This window comes from Sphingobium sp. TomMM15 (assembly GCF_055397045.1).
Genome location: NZ_AP027314.1, coordinates 190003 through 208320 on the forward strand (window position 1 = coordinate 190003; position 18318 = coordinate 208320).

General features: G+C 63.5%; 22 protein-coding genes. 9 read left to right on the forward strand and 13 right to left on the reverse strand.

Features of this window, described 5'->3' with window-relative positions; all coding sequences use genetic code 11:
- Positions 1-116 precede the first annotated feature (116 nt).
- The 3 genes from ftsY to dapF are packed head-to-tail and all read right to left on the reverse strand — an operon-like array spanning position 117 to position 3181.
- Positions 117-1055: a signal recognition particle-docking protein FtsY gene (gene ftsY, locus ACZ51H_RS01025; protein ID WP_464802180.1), complete on the reverse strand. Its 939-nt coding sequence runs from the start codon at positions 1053-1055 to the stop codon at positions 117-119.
- Positions 1052-2377 carry a tRNA (N(6)-L-threonylcarbamoyladenosine(37)-C(2))-methylthiotransferase MtaB gene (mtaB, locus tag ACZ51H_RS01030; RefSeq protein WP_464802181.1) on the reverse strand — a complete coding sequence of 442 codons (1326 nt, stop codon included), beginning with the start codon at positions 2375-2377 and terminating at the stop codon, positions 1052-1054. The genes ftsY and mtaB overlap by 4 nt, the downstream gene beginning before the upstream one ends.
- 3 nt (positions 2378-2380) lie before the next feature.
- Positions 2381-3181 (reverse strand): diaminopimelate epimerase, encoded by an 801-nt coding sequence (gene dapF / locus ACZ51H_RS01035; protein ID WP_464802182.1) that lies wholly within the window; start codon positions 3179-3181, stop codon positions 2381-2383.
- Between the two features lie 121 nt (positions 3182-3302).
- Between dapF and ACZ51H_RS01040 the strand changes: the two genes are divergently transcribed.
- The 7 genes from ACZ51H_RS01040 (at position 3303) to rplS (ending at position 7910) form a co-directional block, all read left to right on the forward strand.
- Positions 3303-3638, forward strand: a complete 336-nt coding sequence (locus tag ACZ51H_RS01040) for a hypothetical protein (RefSeq protein ID WP_464802183.1) — start codon at positions 3303-3305, stop codon at positions 3636-3638.
- Between the two features lie 208 nt (positions 3639-3846).
- The gene (gene ffh, locus ACZ51H_RS01045; protein WP_464802184.1) at positions 3847-5319 is read left to right on the forward strand and encodes a signal recognition particle protein; all 1473 of its coding nucleotides are present in this window, start codon (positions 3847-3849) and stop codon (positions 5317-5319) included.
- Positions 5320-5442: 123 nt separating this feature from the next.
- Positions 5443-5928, forward strand: coding sequence for a 30S ribosomal protein S16 (rpsP, locus tag ACZ51H_RS01050; protein ID WP_464771894.1), 486 nt, complete (start codon positions 5443-5445; stop codon positions 5926-5928).
- Complete coding sequence (rimM, locus tag ACZ51H_RS01055; RefSeq protein ID WP_464802185.1) at positions 5929-6516, forward strand: ribosome maturation factor RimM; 588 nt, start codon at positions 5929-5931, stop codon at positions 6514-6516. It abuts the gene before it with no gap.
- Positions 6517-6529: 13 nt separating this feature from the next.
- A complete protein-coding gene (locus ACZ51H_RS01060; protein ID WP_464802186.1) occupies positions 6530-6802 on the forward strand; it encodes a hypothetical protein in 273 nt (90 codons plus the stop codon).
- Positions 6799-7530 (forward strand): tRNA (guanosine(37)-N1)-methyltransferase TrmD, encoded by a 732-nt coding sequence (trmD, locus tag ACZ51H_RS01065; protein WP_464802187.1) that lies wholly within the window; start codon positions 6799-6801, stop codon positions 7528-7530. The genes ACZ51H_RS01060 and trmD overlap by 4 nt, the downstream gene beginning before the upstream one ends.
- A gap of 11 nt (positions 7531-7541) precedes the next feature.
- Positions 7542-7910 carry a 50S ribosomal protein L19 gene (gene rplS, locus ACZ51H_RS01070; protein ID WP_449471260.1) on the forward strand — a complete coding sequence of 123 codons (369 nt, stop codon included), beginning with the start codon at positions 7542-7544 and terminating at the stop codon, positions 7908-7910.
- A 94-nt stretch (positions 7911-8004) separates the two neighbouring features.
- On the opposite strand, the gene ACZ51H_RS01075 is transcribed toward rplS, so the two are convergent.
- The 10 genes from ACZ51H_RS01075 to ACZ51H_RS01120 all read right to left on the reverse strand — a co-directional run bounded on the left by ACZ51H_RS01075 (position 8005) and on the right by ACZ51H_RS01120 (position 15969).
- Positions 8005-8997 carry a TerC family protein gene (locus ACZ51H_RS01075; RefSeq protein WP_464802188.1) on the reverse strand — a complete coding sequence of 331 codons (993 nt, stop codon included), beginning with the start codon at positions 8995-8997 and terminating at the stop codon, positions 8005-8007.
- 4 nt (positions 8998-9001) lie between these two features.
- A complete protein-coding gene (locus tag ACZ51H_RS01080) occupies positions 9002-9181 on the reverse strand; it encodes a hypothetical protein (RefSeq protein WP_449471262.1) in 180 nt (59 codons plus the stop codon).
- A gap of 191 nt (positions 9182-9372) precedes the next feature.
- Positions 9373-10647 (reverse strand): MFS transporter, encoded by a 1275-nt coding sequence (locus ACZ51H_RS01085; RefSeq protein ID WP_460987524.1) that lies wholly within the window; start codon positions 10645-10647, stop codon positions 9373-9375.
- A gap of 24 nt (positions 10648-10671) precedes the next feature.
- Complete coding sequence (locus ACZ51H_RS01090) at positions 10672-11475, reverse strand: TrmH family RNA methyltransferase (RefSeq protein WP_464802189.1); 804 nt, start codon at positions 11473-11475, stop codon at positions 10672-10674.
- A gap of 65 nt (positions 11476-11540) precedes the next feature.
- A complete protein-coding gene (locus tag ACZ51H_RS01095) occupies positions 11541-11813 on the reverse strand; it encodes an HPr family phosphocarrier protein (RefSeq protein ID WP_464771901.1) in 273 nt (90 codons plus the stop codon).
- Positions 11810-12214 carry a PTS sugar transporter subunit IIA gene (locus ACZ51H_RS01100; RefSeq protein WP_097091003.1) on the reverse strand — a complete coding sequence of 135 codons (405 nt, stop codon included), beginning with the start codon at positions 12212-12214 and terminating at the stop codon, positions 11810-11812. Before ACZ51H_RS01100 ends, ACZ51H_RS01095 begins: the two co-directional genes overlap by 4 nt.
- Before the next feature lie 29 nt (positions 12215-12243).
- On the reverse strand, positions 12244-13176 hold the full coding sequence (gene rapZ, locus ACZ51H_RS01105; RefSeq protein WP_460987526.1) for an RNase adapter RapZ: 933 nt from the start codon (positions 13174-13176) through the stop codon (positions 12244-12246).
- On the reverse strand, positions 13173-13607 hold the full coding sequence (locus tag ACZ51H_RS01110) for an HPr kinase/phosphorylase (protein WP_449471270.1): 435 nt from the start codon (positions 13605-13607) through the stop codon (positions 13173-13175). The genes rapZ and ACZ51H_RS01110 overlap by 4 nt, the downstream gene beginning before the upstream one ends.
- A gap of 93 nt (positions 13608-13700) precedes the next feature.
- Complete coding sequence (locus tag ACZ51H_RS01115) at positions 13701-15296, reverse strand: ATP-binding protein (protein ID WP_464802190.1); 1596 nt, start codon at positions 15294-15296, stop codon at positions 13701-13703.
- Positions 15265-15969 (reverse strand): response regulator, encoded by a 705-nt coding sequence (locus tag ACZ51H_RS01120; protein ID WP_449471273.1) that lies wholly within the window; start codon positions 15967-15969, stop codon positions 15265-15267. Before ACZ51H_RS01120 ends, ACZ51H_RS01115 begins: the two co-directional genes overlap by 32 nt.
- Positions 15970-16255: 286 nt before the next feature.
- On the opposite strand from ACZ51H_RS01120, the gene ACZ51H_RS01125 reads away from it, so the two are divergent.
- Together ACZ51H_RS01125 and ACZ51H_RS01130 are read left to right on the forward strand one after the other, a co-directional pair.
- Positions 16256-17851, forward strand: a complete 1596-nt coding sequence (locus ACZ51H_RS01125) for a phosphoenolpyruvate carboxykinase (RefSeq protein ID WP_464802191.1) — start codon at positions 16256-16258, stop codon at positions 17849-17851.
- Between the two features lie 114 nt (positions 17852-17965).
- Positions 17966-18283 (forward strand): hypothetical protein, encoded by a 318-nt coding sequence (locus ACZ51H_RS01130; protein WP_449471275.1) that lies wholly within the window; start codon positions 17966-17968, stop codon positions 18281-18283.
- Positions 18284-18318: the final 35 nt, after the last annotated feature.

An 18318-nucleotide genomic window follows, 5' to 3' on the forward strand; every position in this document is an offset into this window, starting at 1 on the left:
TCCTCCCAGCGTTGAAATGAGGCGCGTGACTCATTTCAACTGGGAACTCATGAGGCTGGGTTGGGCCGTAGCGGCCCGAAATCCCAGCTTCCGCTGGGATGACGGAGGCGGGGAATTTACCGCGCATAGGCTGTTCCTGCGATCGCGCGCGCCATGTCGCCCGCATCGAACGGGCGCAAATCCTCGATCTTTTCGCCGACGCCGATCGCGTGGATGGGCAGGCGATATTTCTCCGCCGCCGCGACCAGCACGCCGCCGCGCGCGGTGCCGTCCAGCTTCGTCATGACGAGGCCGGTGACTTGCGCGACTTCCTTGAAAACCTCGATCTGGTTCAACGCATTTTGTCCTGTGGTGGCATCCAGCACCAGCACAACGTCATGAGGTGCGGCCGGGTTCAACCGGCCAAGGACGCGGCGGATCTTGGCGAGCTCGTCCATCAGCTCGGTCTTGTTCTGGAGGCGGCCTGCCGTATCGACGATTAGCACGTCGATGCCGGTGGCGGTGGCCTGCTTGACTGCGTCGAAAACTATGCCCGCCGCATCGCCGCCTTCCTTGCCCGCGACGATGGGAATGCCGAGGCGATCGGCCCACACCTTCAATTGCCCGATCGCGGCGGCGCGGAAGGTGTCACCCGCCGCCAGCATCACGCCATAATCCTGCTCCAGGAAATTATTGGCGAGCTTGGCGATGGTGGTGGTCTTGCCGGAGCCATTGACGCCGATGACCAGGATCACTTGGGGGCGAGGGAAGGCTTCGATCTCCAGTGGGCGCGCGACCGGGGCGAGGACCTTTTCGATTTCCTCCGCGATGATTTCGCGCAGATAATCTTCGGTGAGTTCGCGGTTGTAGCGGCCTTCGGACAGACGGTGGCGCACGCGGGCGGCCATGGCGGGGCCAAGGTCGCTGACGATCAGCGCTTCCTCGATCTCGTCGAGCGTCTGGTCATCCAGAGCGGCCTTGGTGAAGAGGCCGGTGAGGTTTTCGCCGAGCTTGTCGGAGGTGCGCTTCAGGCCGCCGAAGAGGCGGTCGCGCCAGCTGGTGCCGGGTTCAGTCATTGGCGAGCCTCTTGCGCGATCAGCACGCCATTCTCAAGGGCCGTGATGGTTGCCGACGTGATGGAGGAGGGGGCTTGAGGCGTTTCGAAGTGCACCGGGGCGAAATTTTCCGCGTGGCCGGTGAGGCCGTTGCGCTCGACCAGCACAGACTGGGGGCTGCCGATGAGGCTTTGCAGCCATTGCTGGCGCTGCGCTTCGCAGGCCGCGCGGAGGCGGGCGGCGCGGGCCTTGATAGTGGCACGATCGACCTGCGGCATGCGGGCGGCGGGGGTGCCTGCGCGCGGGGAGTAGGGGAAGATGTGGCCGTGGACGATGGCGCATTCCCCGACCAGCTTCAGGCTGTTTTCGAACATCGCCTCATCTTCGGTCGGGAAACCGGCGATGATGTCCGCGCCGATGCTGATGGCGGGGCGGGCTGCCTTGAGGCGCTCCACGATGCGTATGGCGTCGGTGCGGCTGTGGCGGCGCTTCATGCGCTTGAGGATCATGTCGTCCCCTGCTTGAAGCGACAAATGGAGGTGCGGCATCATGCGCGGCTCATGGGCGATGAGGTCGAAGAGCCGGTCGTCAATCTCCACGCTGTCGATGGAGGAGAGGCGCAGGCGAGGCAGGGCGGGCACGGCCTTCAATATGCGTTCGACCAGCAGGCCGAGGGAGGGCGATCCGGGGAGGTCGGGGCCATAGCTGGTGACGTCCACGCCGGTGAGCACGATTTCCTGATAGCCTGCTTCCACAAGCTCGCGCGCCTTGTCGATGACGGCGCCTGCGGGGACGGAGCGGCTGTTTCCTCGGCCATAGGGTATGATGCAGAAGGTGCAGCGGTGGTCGCAGCCATTTTGCACTTCGAGGAAGGCGCGGGCATGTTCGGCGAAGGCGCTGGCCATGTGCGGCGCGGTGTCGCGGACGGCCATGATGTCGGAGACGTTCACGACCGCCTCCGCCTCACACGTCACCCCAGCGAAGGCTGGGGTCTCATGCCCAACGCCGTGCCCTATGGCCTGAGATCCCAGCTTCCGCTGGGATGACGGGTAGTGGGTGGGGTCGAGTTTCTCGCGGTTGCCAATCACCGCATCGACTTCCGCCATCCGCGCAAAGGTTTCCGGCTCGGTCTGTGCTGCGCAGCCCGTTACCATGATCCGTGCCTCTGGCCGTTCGCGGCGAGCGCGGCGGATGGCTTGGCGGGTTTGGCGCACGGCTTCGGCGGTCACCGCACAGCTGTTGACGACGATGAGGTCATCCTGCCCGCCTACCATCTCGCGGATCGCCTCGCTTTCCGCGATGTTGAGGCGGCAGCCGAGCGTGATGATCTGCGGGCCGCTCATGCTCTAAAAGCGGGTCCAGTCGGCCTCGCCATCGAAGACGTGGGTGGCGGGGCCGGTCATCATGATGGGGCCGCCGGGCTGCCAATCGATGACGAGGTCCCCGCCGGGCAGGGTCACGCGGGTGGGGCCGCTGACTAGCTTGCGGCGTACGGCTGCGACGGCTGTTGCGCAGGCGCCGGTCCCGCAGGCGCGGGTGAGGCCAGCGCCGCGTTCCCAGACGATGAGGCGGATATGATTGTCGCCGATGACCTGCGCGAAGTTGACGTTGACTCGGGCGGGGAAGAGCGGATCACTCTCTATCAGCGGGCCAAGACGCTCAAAGTTCACACCGTCCAGATCGTCCACGAAGAAGACGACATGCGGGTTGCCGACATTGACGGCGGCGGGGGCGGGAAGGTCTTCCCAGCTGACCGGCATGGTCAGCGTGTCCATGGCGTAGGCGAGGGGGATGGCGTCCCAGTCGAGCCGGGGCGCGCCCATATCGACGGTAGCGCCGCCATCGATCGCCTCGGCTTCCAGCAGTCCCGCCTTGGTTTCGATCAGCACGTCGCGGCCGACGAACAGCGGCACGCAGCGGGTGGCATTGCCGCAGGCTTCGACCTCGCTGCCGTCGCTGTTGAAGATGCGCATGGATACGTCCGCGCGATCGGACTGGTCGATGAGGATGAGTTGGTCGCAGCCTATGCCTGCGTGGCGGTCGGCTATGGCTTGGGCGCGGGTGGGGGTCATTTCGACCGCCCCCTCGCGCGCGTCGATCACGACAAAGTCGTTGCCCAGTCCATGCATTTTCGAAAAACGGCCCATAGCGCCGCGCATGTAGGGGCTCAGCGGGGAAAAGGCCAGCCTCAGCGCCGTCCCTGCGCAACCGCGCAAATCCCCCAGTATCCGTTACGGGCGCTTAATGCTTTCTCGCTAGCCTCGTCACATGGCGATCAAATTGACATCGATGTTGTCGACAATCCTCCTTCTGGCCGCAATCAGTGCGGGACCCTATGCCGTCTATCTCGCGGTGCTCAGAAGATTTTGGAGCGCGATAGGCGCTATTCTTGGCGGAATATCACTCGGCTTGGCGGGGCTCTTTGCTTCGCTCAAAGCAAGTGGCATGTACTTTCAGGCCATCCAACAGAAGAATGACATGCTCGGATTCGGGCAAGTGCTCTATGGCTTCTTTGGCCTAGTATACTTTCTGATCGTGTTGGTGATTGTTCTGCTGGTGTCCTTGTCCATGTGGATGATGAACAGAGGCAAGCCCGGGGGCTAGTCGCTCGTTACATTCGGTTGCATCCCTCCCCCCATTCCGCTAAGGGCCACATCGCAATTGGGCGGTTCGCCGTTCGATACCCTGACAGATCCATGGCGCTCACAAGGGAGCACCGGATGGACGCTGGCCGGCGAGTTTTCGCCCGCCGGCGGTTTTGTCGTTTGGCGGGGTGGTGCTGTTTTCCGGGCTTTTCGGCCCAAATGAGGTGATGATGTTCGATTCGCTAAGCGATCGTCTGAGCGGGGTATTCGACAAGCTGCGTGGGCGCGGTGCGCTTACGGAGGACGATGTCCGCGCCGCGATGCGCGAGGTGCGAATCGCGCTGTTGGAAGCCGACGTTGCGCTTCCAGTGGTGCGCCAGTTCGTCGATCAGGCGACCGAGCGGGCTGTTGGCAGCGATGTGCTGCGGTCGGTCACGCCGGGCCAGATGGTCGTCAAGATCGTCTCCGACACGCTGACCGAGACGCTCGGTTCCGAAACGTCCGATCTGCTGATCGATGTCAGCCCGCCCGCCGTCATCATGATGGTCGGCCTGCAGGGGTCGGGCAAGACCACTTCCACCGCCAAGATCGCCAAGCGCCTGAAGGAAAAAGAGCGCAAGAAGGTGCTGATGGCGTCGCTCGACGTCCAGCGTCCGGCGGCGCAGGAACAGCTGGCGGTGCTGGGCACGCAGACCGATGTCGCGACCCTGCCGATCGTGGCGGGCCAGCAGCCGGTCGATATAGCCAAGCGCGCGTTGCAGGCTGCGAAGCTCCAGGGCTTCGACGTGGTGATGCTCGACACGGCGGGCCGTCTGCATGTCGATCAGGCGCTGATGGACGAGATGAAGGCGGTGGCCGAAGTCTCGAACCCGGCGGAAATCCTTCTGGTGGTCGACTCGCTGACCGGGCAGGACGCGGTGAATGTCGCGACCAGCTTTACCCAACAGGTGCCGCTGACCGGCGTGGTGCTGACCCGTATGGACGGCGATGCGCGTGGTGGTGCGGCGCTGTCGATGCGCGCGGTCACGGGCCGTCCGATCAAGTTTGCGGGCACGGGCGAGAAGCTCGACGCGATCGAGCCTTTCCACCCTGCGCGCGTGGCGCAGCGCATATTGGGCATGGGCGACGTCGTGTCGCTGGTCGAGCGCGCGGCCGAGAGCATCGACGCCGAGGAAGCCGACAAGCTCGCCAAGAAGATGGCGAAGGGTCAGTTCGATATGAACGACCTGCGCAGCCAGCTTAACCAGATGCGCCGCATGGGCGGTCTTGGCGCGCTCGCGGGCATGCTGCCGGGCCTCAAGAAGGCGCAGGCGGCGATGGCGGCGAGCGGCGCCAACGACAAGACGCTGATCCATCTGGACGCGATGATCGGGTCGATGACGCTCAAGGAGCGGGAAAAGCCCGCCCTGATCAACGCCAAGCGCAAGATTCGCATCGCCAAGGGTTCCGGCCGCACCGTGCAGGAAGTCAACAAGCTCCTGAAAATGCATCAGGAGATGGAAACGGCGATGAAGAAAATCCGCAAGATGGGCGGATTGAAGGGCCTCGCCAAGATGTTCACCGGCGGCGGCATGGACAAGCTGATGGGCGGCGCGGGCGGCGCGCCGGACCTTGGCGGTCTTGGTGGATTGGGCGGCCTTGGCGGCGGTGGCAACATGCCCAACCTGCCGCCGGGCTTTCAGAATTTCATGAAGAAGTGAAGTAGTGCGTCATCCCAGCGCAAGCTGGGATCTCACTTCTCTCCAAGGGCAGAGAGATCCCAGCTTTCGCTGGGATGACGAATTGAGAAACAAGTATTTTAGTACGGAAAGGTTAAAAACAACATGGCAACGTCCATTCGTCTTTCGCGCGGTGGTTCCAAGAAGCGTCCTTATTACCGCATCGTCGTGGCTGACAGCCGCGCGCCGCGCGACGGCAAGTTCATTGAGCGCATCGGCAGCTACAACCCCGTCCTGCCCAAGGGCGACGAGAAGCGCGTTGTTATCGACGTTGAGCGTGCGAAGCACTGGGTTGCCGCTGGCGCGCAGCCGACCGACCGCGTTGCCCGCTTCCTGGACGCCGCTGGCGTGAAGGAACGCGCTGTCCGCAACAACCCGAAGAAGGCTGAGCCGGGCCAGAAGGCCAAGGATCGCGCCGAAGATCGCGCGACCAAGGCTGCGGAAGCCGCTGAAGCTGCCGAAGCCGCAAAGGCTGCCGCCGCTGAAGCCGCCGCGGCTCCTGCGGTTGAAGAAGCTCCGGCCGTCGAAGAAGCGCCTGCCGCTGAGGAAGCTGCTCCCGAAGCCGCTTCTGAAGAACAGGCTGAAGGCTAAATGGGTAATCACCCCTCCCCTTCAGGGGAGGGGCCGGGGGTGGGGGCTGGCCATGGCTCCGCGCCCGGAACCCCCCACCCCAACCCCTCCCCTGAAGGGGAGGGGCTAGCCTCTTCGCGCGCCCTCACTCTCGCCGTCATCATTGGCGCGCATGGGGTGGCGGGCGAGGTTCGTCTGAAGCTCTTTGGGGAAGGCGTGGAAACGCTCAAATCCTACAAGAGCTTCGACGCTTCTGGCGCCAAGCTGACATTGAAGTCGGTGCGCGCCGGTTCCAATGGCGCGGTTGCGCGTTTCGCCGAGGTCAATGACCGAAGCGCGGCCGAAGCCCTGCGCGGTACGGAACTCACCGTTCCCCGCTCTGCCCTGCCTCCATTGGAGGAGGGCGAATATTATCATGCCGACCTCATCGGCCTGCCCTGTTTCTCGAGCGAGAATGAGGGGCTGGGCAATGTCGTCGCGGTCGAGAATTTCGGCGCTGGCGATATCATCGAGGTCGAACGGCCCAACGGCAAACGCTTCATGGCGCCGATGCATGCGGTCACGATCTCGGACGGACGGGCCGTGATCGAAGCGGCATTTGCGATATGATCGGCGGTCGCTGATGCCCCAGATCCTTACCGCCCTCTATCTGTTGATGATGATCGCCGCAGGGTGGCGCCTGTTCACCATGCCATGGAAGCGCGCGTTGAAGATTGGCGCGGCGGTGGCGCTGGTCATCCCTATTCCCATGATGTTTCTCCTGCCTGCTTTGATGAACCCGGAGCGGCCCTTTGCCGATTTGCTGCGTGCGATCGGCATAGCCCTGATGGCAGGCGGCGCCGTGTCGTTGGTGGGGGGTATGTCCGCGGCGTGGCTGCGCAAGCGCAAGGCGTGAGTTTTCGGACGCAAATATTGACGCTTTATCCGGAAATGTTTCCGGGACCGCTGGGCGTTTCGCTGGCGGGGCGCGCTCTGGCGGAAGGGAAATGGTCGTGCGAGCCGATCCATATCCGCGATTTTGCGACCGACAAGCATCGCACCGTTGATGACACGCCTGCGGGCGGTGGCGCGGGAATGGTGCTGCGCGCCGACATATTGGGGCTGGCTATCGATCATGCGCTGGAGCAAGGGCCTGACCTGCCGGTGATCGCCATGACGCCGCGCGGTAAGCCGATCACCCAGACCCGCGTGCGAGAACTGGCTGCGGGTCCGGGCGCGACGATATTGTGCGGGCGGTTCGAGGGCTTTGACGAGCGTATTTTCGAGGCTCGGCCGGTCGAGCAGATCAGCATGGGTGACATCATTTTGTCCGGCGGCGAGATGGGCGCGCTGATGCTGCTCGATGCTTGCATTCGGCTGCTTCCCGGAGTAATGGGCGCGGCTTCCAGTGGGGATGAAGAGAGCTTCGAAAGCGGCCTTCTCGAATATCCGCACTATACCCGGCCCGCTTTGTGGGAAGGGCGCGCGATCCCTGAAGTGTTGCGATCGGGGGATCATGCGAAGATCGCCGCCTGGCGGAAACAAAGGGCGGAGGATGACACACGGCTAAGGCGGCCGGACCTTTGGGAACGTCATATCGGCGTTCGGGACCAGCCGCCCTCTGGTGCGCAACGCGAAAAGTAGGACTTTAAGTCATGAACTTGATCCAGCAGATCGAGGCCGAAAACATCGCGGCTCTCGCCAAGGATATCCCGGAATTCCGCCCCGGTGACACGCTGCGCGTCGGCGTGAAGGTCATCGAAGGTGACCGCAGCCGCGTCCAGAACTACGAAGGCGTGTGCATCGCCCGCTCGAACAAGGGCATGGGCAGCAACTTCACCGTGCGCAAGATTTCGTTCGGTGAAGGCGTGGAGCGCGTGTTCCCGCTCTACTCGCCGAACCTCGATTCGATCACCGTCGTCCGCCGTGGCGTCGTGCGTCGTGCGAAGCTCTATTATCTGCGTGGCCGTACCGGCAAGCGCGCTCGCATCGCCGAGCGCCGCGACGTCCGTACCGAGGATTGATCCTTCTCGCGGCTTTACGGTCGCTAAGTTGAACAGGCGGCGCTCGCAAGAGCGCCGCCTGTTTGCTTTTGGGGCCGATTGACCCGATCAGATTCTACCGGACTTTGGCAGGAAGCCCCGCCTTTTCTGGTCGCGTCTTCCACAATGACCAGCCTACGCCGCCTGCCAAAATGGCGAAGGTGACGGCCAGCGAGACCGGCGGCGGGATTTTGGCCAGGCCCAACGCGTCGGCGACAAATATCTTCGATCCAATGAAGATCAGCAGCAGGCTGAGCGCATATTTGAGGTAGTGGAAACGCTCCACCATCGCGGCCAGGGCGAAATAGAGCGCGCGCAGGCCAAGGATCGCGAAGATGTTCGACGTATAGACGATGAACGGGTCCGTGGTGATCGCGAAGATCGCTGGCACCGAATCGACCGCGAACACCACATCGACAAATTCGATCATGACCAGCGCCAGGAACAGCGGCGTGAAGAACAGAGCTCCCCGTCCAGTCCGGGGATCGGTCTGCCTCACCCAGAAATGCCGACCATGCAGAGTGTCGGTCACCCTCATGCGGCGCTTCACCCAGCGCAGCAGGGGCGACGCGCCGACGTCATAGTCCTTCTCCGCGGTCATCCACATCTTGATGCCGGTCGCGATCAGGAAGGCGGCGAAGAAATAGAGCAGCCAACCCCATTGCTGCACCGCCGCCGCGCCGAAGCCAATCATCACCGCGCGCAACAGGATGACGCCCAATATGCCCCAGAAGAGCACCCGATGCTGATAGAGACGCGGTATGCCGAAATAGGTGAATATCATCGCGATGACGAAGACATTGTCCATCGCCAGGCTTTTTTCGACGACAAAGCCGGTGACATAGTTGAGGCCCGCCGTCGCGCCCATTTGCCACCATATCCAGGCACCGAACCCAAGGCCGAGAAGGATGTAGAAAGCGGAAAGGGTAAGGCTCTCGCGCACGCCAATCTCGCGTTCGCGTCGGTGCAGGACGCCAAGGTCCAGCGCCAGCAGCGCGATCACGATGCTAAAAAAGGATAGCCACATCCAGAGCGGCGTACCGAGCCAGACCAGCCATAGGAAATCCATGGCGTCAGCTCCCGTTCCAGGCGGGGCGCGCCATCGACCGGCGCAGGCGGGCGTTCAGTTGATCCCTGCGCTGCAACAGCCTTTCGATGCGGCGGGGATCAGGCGCTGAGCGCAGTCGCTCCATCCGCAGCCGGTCATCGACGCGCTGCGCCAGAAGCATGAGAATAAAGGTAAAAGGCTTCATATGTGCCATCCTCTTTCGTGCGTTTCGCTCGATCGGATGACAGGGAAGGGTAAGGAGCCTGCACCGGTGTCACCCGATGCGGTCCGACATCACGTCGCTTCTAGGGAGAAGCAGCGCCAGAGGGGCCCGGTCCGCAGAGATTGGAATAACCGGTTCCCGCGCGGGGCGCAAGTCCGGCGGGCGACCTAGCGCTAGGCCGGTTGTCGGCTTGTGAACCACAGCCCGCCCAAGCTGATCGCGGCTGCCGCTGACATATAGAGGCCGACGAGCGCCACCCCCTGCACCTGGATCAGCCATGTTGCAACGATAGGGGCGAGCGCACCGCCGATGATGCCGCCGAGGTTGAAGGAGAAGGAGGCGCCTGTGTAGCGCAGTTGGACCGGGAAGAGGTGGGGCAGATAGGCCCCCAATGGTCCATAGACGAAGCCCATTAGGAACAGGGCGAGGCTGAGGATCAGGAAGATCGGCAGCAGTTGGCCCGTGCCCATGGCGGGGCCGAAGATGATGCCCATCAGGACGGTGCCGATGCAGCCTGCGACCAGCACGCGGGTGGGGCTGGTCTTGTCCGCCCACCATCCGGCGATGATGATGCTGAGAGCCATGAAAAGGATCGCGCCGAGCTGGATCGCCAGGAAGGTCTCGCGATCGATCTTGAGGGTGGTGGTGCCATAGCCAAGGGCGAAGGCGGTCGCGATATAATAGACGGCGAAACAGGCGACGACGGCGAAGGTGCCCGCGATCGCTGCGCCCAAGTGGTTCGAGAGGAGCGTCGCGAGGGGGAGTGCGGGCGGCGGCGCTTCGGCTTGGGCGGCGGCGAACTCGGGGGTTTCGGTGAGTTTCAGGCGGACCCAGAGGCCAAGGAACACCAGCACCGCGCTGCCAAGGAAGGGCAGGCGCCAGCCCCAGGCGAAGAAATCCTTGTCCGTCAGAAACATGCCCAGGATCAGGAACAGGCCGTTGGCGGCGAGGAAGCCGACCGGCGCGCCGAGCTGGGGGAACATGCCGAAGCGGGCGCGCCATCCGGGCGGGGCGTTCTCTACCGCCAGCAGCGCAGCGCCGCCCCATTCGCCGCCAAGGCCGAAGCCCTGACCGAAACGCAGGATGCAGAGGATCAGAGGCGCCCACCAGCCGATCATCTGATAGGTGGGCAGAAAACCAATGGCGAGCGTCGATCCGCCCATCAGCATGAGCGAGGTGACGAGCGTCGCCTTGCGGCCGATGCGGTCGCCATAATGGCCGAACACCGCCGCGCCCAGGGGCCGCGCGAAGAAGGCGAGGGCGAGGGAGCCGTAGGCGGCGAGAAGCTGCGCCGAAGGGGAGGAGGCGGGAAAGAAGAGGGGGCCGAACACGAGGCTGGCGGCGGTGGCGTAGATGTAGAAGTCGTAAAACTCGACCGCCGTGCCGATCAGGCTGGCTGCCAGCACCCGCTTGTGGCGCAGCATCGCGCCGATTCCGTCCGCAGCCATGTCTTCCCCGCCCCTTGCCATGTCTTAAGTCTTCTTCGCTCGTTTCTGGTTCAGCAGTTCATAGGCCATTACAGCACAGGCCACGGCCGCGTTCAGGCTGTCCGCTTTGCCCAGCATCGGCATTTTTACCAGCTGGTCGCACTCGGCCTCATAGGATTCGGGCAGGCCCTGCGCTTCGTTGCCGACGAGCAGGAAGGAGGGGCTGGCATAGCGCGGCTCCTGATAATCCTGCGTGGCCTTGAGGCTGGTGCCGATGAGTTCGCCCGGACCCTGCCGCAGCCAGTGCATGAATTCGCCCCAGCGCGCCTGGGTGATCGACTGGGTGAAGAGCGCGCCCATGCTGGCACGGACGGACTCTACCGAGAAGGGGTCGACGCAATCGTCGATCAGGATGAGGCCGCCAGCGCCCACCGCGTCGCCGGTGCGCAATATGGTGCCGAGGTTGCCGGGATCGCGGAGCGACTGGGCGACGATCCAGATGTCGGCCTTGCTCCGATCGAGCTTGGCCAAGGGGGTCAGCCGGTCTCGATAGACGCCGACGACGGCTTGCGCATTATCCTTGCCGGAAATCTTGGAAAGAATGTCCGGCGTGGTTTCGATGACGTCGCCGCCGGATGCCTCCATTGCCGCGATCAGGTCTGCGGCGAGGGGATGGGTGGACCCGGCGTGGAAGAGCATTTCCGGCAGCACGCCTTCCTCGCGCGCTTCGGTGAGGATGCGAAGGCCCTCGGCTAGAAACAGCCCTTCGGCCTTGCGGAACTTCTTTTCACGCAAGCTGCGGACACGCTTCACCAGCGGGTTGGAAAATCCGGTGATCTCGCGTGCCACTGCGCCTGCTTTCCTCCTTGGAATGAGGCGGCCTCTCTATCGGGCCGGGGCGGAGCGCGGAAGAGCTATTCTTCGCCGAACTTGTCTTCGACCAGCGTGACCAGCTTTCCCAGCGATTCTTCCGCGCTGGGGCCGGTGGCGCTGATGATGATCGAATCGCCCAGCGCCGCGCCCAGCATCATGAGGCCCATGATCGATGTGCCGGTCACTTCGCTGCCATCCTTGCGCACGGTGATCTGGGCGGGAAGGCCGCTGGCCAGCGTCACGAACTTGGCGCTGGCGCGCGCGTGGAGGCCGCGCTTGTTGCTGATCAGGACTTCCTGACTGATTTCGCTCATGTAGTGCTGCCCAACAATTCGGATGCGACGCTGATATATTTTTGGCCGGCTTCACGCGCGGCGGCGACGGCCTGGCGCACGTCCATGACCTTGCGCGCGCTTTCCAGGCGGATGAGCATGGGCAGGTTGATGCCCGCGATAACCTCGATCTCGCCCGCCTTCAGCAGCGATATGGCAAGGTTGGACGGGGTGCCGCCGAACAGGTCGGTGAGCAGGATGACGCCCGAACCGTCATTCACCCGCTCCACCGCCGATGCGATGTCGGCGCGGCGCACCTCCATATCGTCTTCCGGGCCGATGCAGATGGTCGCGATCTGCTGCTGCGGGCCGACCACATGCTCCATCGCGACGACGAATTCCGTCGCCAGCGACCCATGAGTGACGAGAACAAGTCCTATCATCTACTTACCGGCCCACATTGTTTCATGATTTAAGCTTTCGGGCCTCCCGGCTCGCGCTTCTCCAGACTATCCTGGGGCGCTGATTCCATATTGCGGTGCGAGACCGTGGGCGAAAAGCCCGCCTCTTGCAAGTATTTGGCGACCCGTTCGGCGACATGGACCGAACGGTGCCGTCCGCCGGTGCAGCCGAAAGCGACGGTCACATAGGATTTGCCGCTGTCCTGATAGCGGGGAATGAGCAGGGCCAGCAGTTCCTCGATCCGGTGCACTGCTTCCTCATAGGCGGGGTCTTCGATGATATAGGCGGCGACATCGGGGTCCAGCCCGGTCTTGGGCCTCAGTTCCGCTTCCCAATGCGGATTGCGCAGAAAGCGCATGTCGAAGACCAAATCCGCGTTCAGCGGGACGCCTCGTGAAAAGCCGAACGACATGATCGTCAGCACCGGAGCGGACAGCCCCTCGCGCGAAAAGCGGTTGCGGATTTCCTGTTGCAGCGCGTTGCTGGTCAGGCTGGTCGTGTCGATGACATGGCTGGACCAGCGGCGCAGCGGGTCGGTCAGTTCCCGTTCGCGGGCGAGGCCGTGAGTCGCGGGGCGATCCGATGCCAACGGGTGGCGGCGGCGCGTCTCGGCAAAGCGGCGCTCCAGTTCCATGTCGGAGCAATCGAGAAAGAGTGTTTCGACGTCATGGCCCCGGCGCGTTCGCAGGGCCTTTATGCGCTGAACGATCGTCTGCGCGTCGAACCCACGTGTGCGCGCGTCGATGCCGAGCGCCAGCGGACGGTCATCCAGTTCCTCGTGACCAGCTGGCACGGGCGTGTCGAGCAGCCGCTCCAGCAGGAGGAGGGGAAGGTTGTCCACGACTTCCCAGCCCATATCCTCCAGCGTCTTGAGCGCCGTCGTCTTGCCCGCGCCGGAAAGGCCGGACACCAGCAGGATGGTCTTGGGCGTCCGTGCGGTCACGCCAGCCCCATCGTTTTTAGCGCGAGTTCGACCTTGATCGGCGCCGATGCTTCAAAGGGTGAAACCTTGACCACCGGCAGGGGGGCACCGGCGACGAGCCATTCTTCTGGGTCGCCCGGCATGCGATCAATGTCCTGCGAAAGGTCGATGATCAACGCCAGCCGCGCCCCGTCGATCGACGGCAAGTCTACGACTCCGACGCCGCGCACCTCCATCTTTCCGGCGATCGTGGCTGGCGCGGACGCCTCCAGCTGCCCCCCGCTGGATCGCACGATGGTGTAATCGTCGCTGATGAGCGTGGCGCCGCGGTCGATCAGACGCAGGGCGAGATCCGATTTGCCCGCGCCGCTCGCGCCGCAGATCAGCACGGCCCGCCCGTCTATCGCGACGCTTGTCGCATGCATTGTTTCGGTTGAGTCTTGCGCCGCCATGTCCCTGAACGCATCCTAGACCTTGAGACGGTGCGTGTGAATCGAATTGACGCAAAGAATTCACGCAAAGGTCAAAAACTTCGAGCAGCCGTCCTATTCCGAGACAATACCGGGGTCGCGTTCAACCCCCATGGGAAGGCGCAGCATGAAACAGGCGCCCTGCTGATTATCCTCACGGTCGGCAATGCTGATCTTGCCCTGATGCCCTTCGACGATCGACCGGGCGATGGCGAGGCCGAGACCTGAATGCTTGCCGAAGCTCTCCATTTCCGGGCGGACACTATGAAAGCGGCGGAAGACATGCTCGCGCTGGGACTCGGGTACGCCGGGGCCTTCATCCTCGACGCTGACGAGGACTTCATGATCGGCCACGGTCGCGACGATCTGCACCAGCCCGCCATCGGGTGAGAAGGAGATGGCGTTGTCGATCAGATTGTCGAGCACGCGGAGCAGGCGCTGCTCTTCACCAAGGACGACGGCGACATCCTTGCGCGGGCGGGCGAAGGCAAGGCGGACGCCGCGCGGAACGCCCCGTGCCTCGCGCGCCACCACCATGCGCTCGATCAGCAGGCCAAGGTCGATCGGCTCGAACCGGGTGCGGGAAAGCTGCGCGTCGATGCGGGAGGCTTCGGCAATGTCGGTGACGAGCCGGTCCAGCCGCCGCACATCGTCCTGGGCAATCGCCATCAGCTGATCGCGCAGCTCCGGCTTGTCGATCCGCTCCAGCGCGTCGAGGGCGGAGCGGAGCGAGGCGATGGGGTTTTTAAGCTCATGGCTGACATCGGCGGCAAAGGCGTCGGTGGCGTCGATCCGCTGGCGCAGCGCGTGGCTCATGTCGGACAGCGCGCGGGCGAGCATGCCGATCTCGTCGCGCCGTTCGGGCAGGCGAGGCACCGTCACCTCCCGCGCGCGGCCAAGGCGGACGCGTACCGCCGCGCGGGCGAGGCGTTGCAGCGGCTGGACGATGGTCCGGGCGAGGAAAAGCGACAGCAGCACCGACGCCAGCACGGCCGTGGCGATCACGATGCCCAGCCTCAGCCGCTCGGCGCGCACCGTCCGGGTGATGTCGCGGGCATTTTCGGTCGCGAGGAGGCTGCCGCCGTCCTTCATGCCTGTAGCGGCGGAGATCATGAAGGTGCGGTCGGGCGCATAGCGGTTCATCGCCTGCGGCTGGCCTGTCCTGCGGGCGAGCAGCAGCTCCGGCCAGGCATTGGCGCGATCGATCGCAGGTTCTTCGAAATTGGGCGGACGGTCGGCAAAGACGACGCGGTCCACCGCCTTGTCCAGAAAACGCGCGGCATGGCGCCGCCACCCTTCTTCCGACGGCAGGGTCAGCCGGTAACGAGGAGCATCCATCGCAAAGCTGTCGGCGATCAGCCGTCCGTCCGGGCCATAGCGGCGAACGCGATCACGCGTCTGTCGGGCATAGGCGGCGATCAGGGCATTGTGCCGTTCGGCCGGCGCCGTCTCCAGGCCGATCGCCAGCAGCTTCAACTCGCGCGCGGACTGGTCGAGGCGCGCGTCCACGATCCGGGTGCGATAGCTGTCCAGATAGAAGAAGCCGCCCGCCAGCAGGGCCAGCGCGAACACGTTGACCGCCAGGATGCGCGGCGTCAGGCTGATCCGGCCCGACCAGCGCAACCCGCCGTCCTGCGGATCACTCTTCGGAGAATCGGTATCCGGCGCCATAGAGCGTATCGATTGCGTTGAATTCAGGATCGGCCTCACGGAATTTGCGGCGGAGCCGCTTGATGTGGCTGTCGATGGTGCGGTCGTCGACATAGACGTCATCCTGATACGCCGCATCCATCAACTGGTTGCGATTCTTGACGACGCCGGGGCGCGCCGCAAGTGTTTCGAGGATCAGGAATTCGGTAACGGTCAGCGTCACGTCCTGGCCCATCCATTTGACGCGATGGCGGGCGGGGTCCATTTCCAGCCGTCCGCGTATGATCGGGTCGGCTGCGGGCTCGTCACTGGCGTCGGCCATCCGGCCCACCTCCGCCCGGCGCAGGATGGCGCGGATGCGGGCGATCAGCAAGCGCTGCGAAAAGGGCTTGGCGATATAATCGTCGGCACCCATGGCAAGGCCCAGCGCTTCGTCCAGCTCATCGGTCTTGGATGTGAGGAAGATCACCGGCATCTGGCTTTTTTCGCGCAGGCGCCGGAGCAGTTCCAGGCCATCCATGCCCGGCATCTTGATGTCGAACACGGCAAGATCGGCCGGGTTGTCGAGCAACGCCTTCAGCGCCGCCTCCGGGTCCGAATAGAGGCGCGTCATGAAGCCTTCGGCCTGCAGCGCGATGGACACGGAAGTCAGGATATTCTTGTCATCATCCACAAGGGCGATGGTTGGAGTCATGCTTCTTCCCAATGATCTTGGCCGCCCTGCTCAGGCCTTCCAGTCCAGCGTTAGACGATGCCCGTCCTGCTCGCAAGAAAGGGGTAGGCGGGCGATTATGCGGCTTTTGTCCCTTAATCTGGGACAAACGGCTTGCTGGCGGGATTTGACGCTGGGGGTGCAAAGGCTTATTGGGCCTCCCATCTGCAGGAATGTCGCCGCCCACAAGGGAGAGCGGCGCTGGGAGCGGATCGGTCGCAAGCGTTCGTTGTTGGCGAGCCGGAGTAATCACATCAGGAGCTAAGGCGTGCAGGCCAAATCCTCAATTACCCTGGATCAGCAGGGCATTTCCACGACCGCTGAACAACATTGGAATCTCGGCACCGCGCCGCTCGTCGAAGCTGCCATCGCAAATGGCGAGGGCATCCTGTCCAAGGATGGTCCACTGGTCGTGAAGACTGGCAAGCACACCGGCCGTTCGGCCAACGACAAGTTCATCGTCAAGGACGCCGAGACCGAAGCCACCGTATGGTGGGGCAAGACGAACGTTCCCATGACGCCGGAGCATTTCGCGGCGCTGAAGGAAGATTTTTTCAAGGCGCTGGGCGAGAAGAGCAAGCTCTACGTCGCTGACTTGTTCGGCGGTTCGCAGCCCGAGCATCGCGTGAACGTCCGCGTTATCAACGAACTCGCCTGGCACAATCTGTTCATCCGCACGCTGCTCGTGCGTCCTGGCCACGAAGAGCTGAGCGCCTTTGCGCCTGAATATACGATCATCGACCTGCCGACTTTCCAGGCGGACCCGGCGCGGCATGGCACGCGCAGTGAAACGGTGATCGCGGTCAATTTCACCGAAAAGCTGATCCTGATCGGCGGCACCAAATATGCTGGCGAAATGAAGAAGTCGGTCTTCGGCATCCTCAACTATCTGCTGCCGACCAAGGGCGTGATGCCCATGCACTGTTCGGCCAATATCGGCTCGAACGGCGATACGGCTGTCTTCTTCGGCCTGTCGGGCACCGGCAAGACGACCCTGTCGGCCGATGCCAGCCGCACGTTGATCGGCGATGACGAGCATGGCTGGTCGGACACGGCGGTCTTCAATTTCGAGGGCGGCTGCTATGCCAAGATGATCAACCTGTCGGCCGAGGCTGAACCGGAGATTTTCGCCACCACCAAGCGTTTCGGCACGGTGCTCGAAAATGTGGTCATCCACGAGCATACGCGTGAAATCGACCTCGACGACAACAGCCTGGCTGAAAACAGCCGTGGTTCCTATCCGATCGACTTCATCCCGAATGCGTCGGAAAAGAATCTGGGGCCGGTGCCCAAGAACATCATCTTCCTGACCGCCGACGCCTATGGCGTTCTGCCGCCGATCGCGCGGTTGACCCCGGATCAGGCGATGTATCACTTCCTGTCGGGCTACACCGCGCGCGTGGCGGGTACGGAAATCGGCGTTACCGAGCCTTCGGCGACCTTCTCCACCTGCTTCGGCGCGCCGTTCATGCCGCGTCACCCGTCGGTCTACGGCAATCTGCTCAAGGACCGGATCAACAAGGGCGGCGTGACCTGCTGGCTGGTCAACACCGGCTGGACCGGCGGCAAATATGGCGTTGGCAAGCGCATGCCGATCAAGGTGACGCGCGCCCTGCTGAACGCGGCACTGGACGGCAGCCTCAATGATGTCGAGTTCCGGATCGATCCGAATTTCGGTTTTGAGGTGCCGGTCGCGGTGCCGGGCGTTGATGCGACCATCCTTGATCCGCGTGCGACCTGGGCCGATCCGGCGGCCTATGACGAGACGGCCGGCAAGCTGGTCAAGCAGTTCGTGGACAATTTCGCCCAGTTTGAAGAGCATGTCGATGCTTCGGTGCGGCAGGCTGCGCTGACGGCGGCCTGACACGGGGGCTGCCCGCTTTCAAAGGTTGAAAAAGAGCCGGGGGCAGTGCTTCCGGCTCTTTTGCTTTCGGGCGGCGGCTTGCGGTGCTATTCTGGTGCCCAATTCAACGGGATTATGGCGATGTTTGACCAACTGATAAACAGCGTGGGCGGATTGGAAGCAGTGGCGGCGAAGCTGGGGCTTTCGGCCGAGCAGATGCAGGCGCTGATGACCGAGATTGGCGGCAAGATCGCGTCTGGTGAAACCGATGTCGCGGCGCTCGCCACCACGGCGGCCGAACATGGCGTGTCGGCGGACAAGTTGCAGGAACTGTTCGCGCAGTTTGGCGGCCCCGAGGCGATTCTGGGCAAGCTTGGTGGCCTGTTCGACAGTGACGGCGACGGCAGCCCGATCGGCGAACTCAGCAGGCTGGCAAAGGGGCTGTTCGGCTGAAAATCCGGTTGAAGCTGGCGGGGCATGATCGTCAG

Bases quoted from the DNA above. Each gene is read 5' to 3' on its own strand.
- ftsY (WP_464802180.1), bottom strand. From the start codon at position 1,055: ATGACTGAACCCGGCACCAGCTGGCGCGACCGCCTCTTCGGCGGCCTG.
- mtaB (WP_464802181.1), bottom strand. From the start codon at position 2,377: ATGAGCGGCCCGCAGATCATCACGCTCGGCTGCCGCCTCAACATCGCG.
- dapF (WP_464802182.1), bottom strand. From the start codon at position 3,181: ATGGGCCGTTTTTCGAAAATGCATGGACTGGGCAACGACTTTGTCGTG.
- ACZ51H_RS01040 (WP_464802183.1), top strand. From the start codon at position 3,303: ATGGCGATCAAATTGACATCGATGTTGTCGACAATCCTCCTTCTGGCC.
- ffh (WP_464802184.1), top strand. From the start codon at position 3,847: ATGATGTTCGATTCGCTAAGCGATCGTCTGAGCGGGGTATTCGACAAG.
- rpsP (WP_464771894.1), top strand. From the start codon at position 5,443: ATGGCAACGTCCATTCGTCTTTCGCGCGGTGGTTCCAAGAAGCGTCCT.
- rimM (WP_464802185.1), top strand. From the start codon at position 5,929: ATGGGTAATCACCCCTCCCCTTCAGGGGAGGGGCCGGGGGTGGGGGCT.
- ACZ51H_RS01060 (WP_464802186.1), top strand. From the start codon at position 6,530: ATGCCCCAGATCCTTACCGCCCTCTATCTGTTGATGATGATCGCCGCA.
- rplS (WP_449471260.1), top strand. From the start codon at position 7,542: ATGAACTTGATCCAGCAGATCGAGGCCGAAAACATCGCGGCTCTCGCC.
- ACZ51H_RS01075 (WP_464802188.1), bottom strand. From the start codon at position 8,997: ATGGATTTCCTATGGCTGGTCTGGCTCGGTACGCCGCTCTGGATGTGG.
- ACZ51H_RS01080 (WP_449471262.1), bottom strand. From the start codon at position 9,181: ATGAAGCCTTTTACCTTTATTCTCATGCTTCTGGCGCAGCGCGTCGAT.
- ACZ51H_RS01085 (WP_460987524.1), bottom strand. From the start codon at position 10,647: ATGGCTGCGGACGGAATCGGCGCGATGCTGCGCCACAAGCGGGTGCTG.
- ACZ51H_RS01095 (WP_464771901.1), bottom strand. From the start codon at position 11,813: ATGAGCGAAATCAGTCAGGAAGTCCTGATCAGCAACAAGCGCGGCCTC.
- ACZ51H_RS01100 (WP_097091003.1), bottom strand. From the start codon at position 12,214: ATGATAGGACTTGTTCTCGTCACTCATGGGTCGCTGGCGACGGAATTC.
- ACZ51H_RS01110 (WP_449471270.1), bottom strand. From the start codon at position 13,607: ATGGCGGCGCAAGACTCAACCGAAACAATGCATGCGACAAGCGTCGCG.
- ACZ51H_RS01115 (WP_464802190.1), bottom strand. From the start codon at position 15,296: ATGGCGCCGGATACCGATTCTCCGAAGAGTGATCCGCAGGACGGCGGG.
- ACZ51H_RS01120 (WP_449471273.1), bottom strand. From the start codon at position 15,969: ATGACTCCAACCATCGCCCTTGTGGATGATGACAAGAATATCCTGACT.
- ACZ51H_RS01130 (WP_449471275.1), top strand. From the start codon at position 17,966: ATGGCGATGTTTGACCAACTGATAAACAGCGTGGGCGGATTGGAAGCA.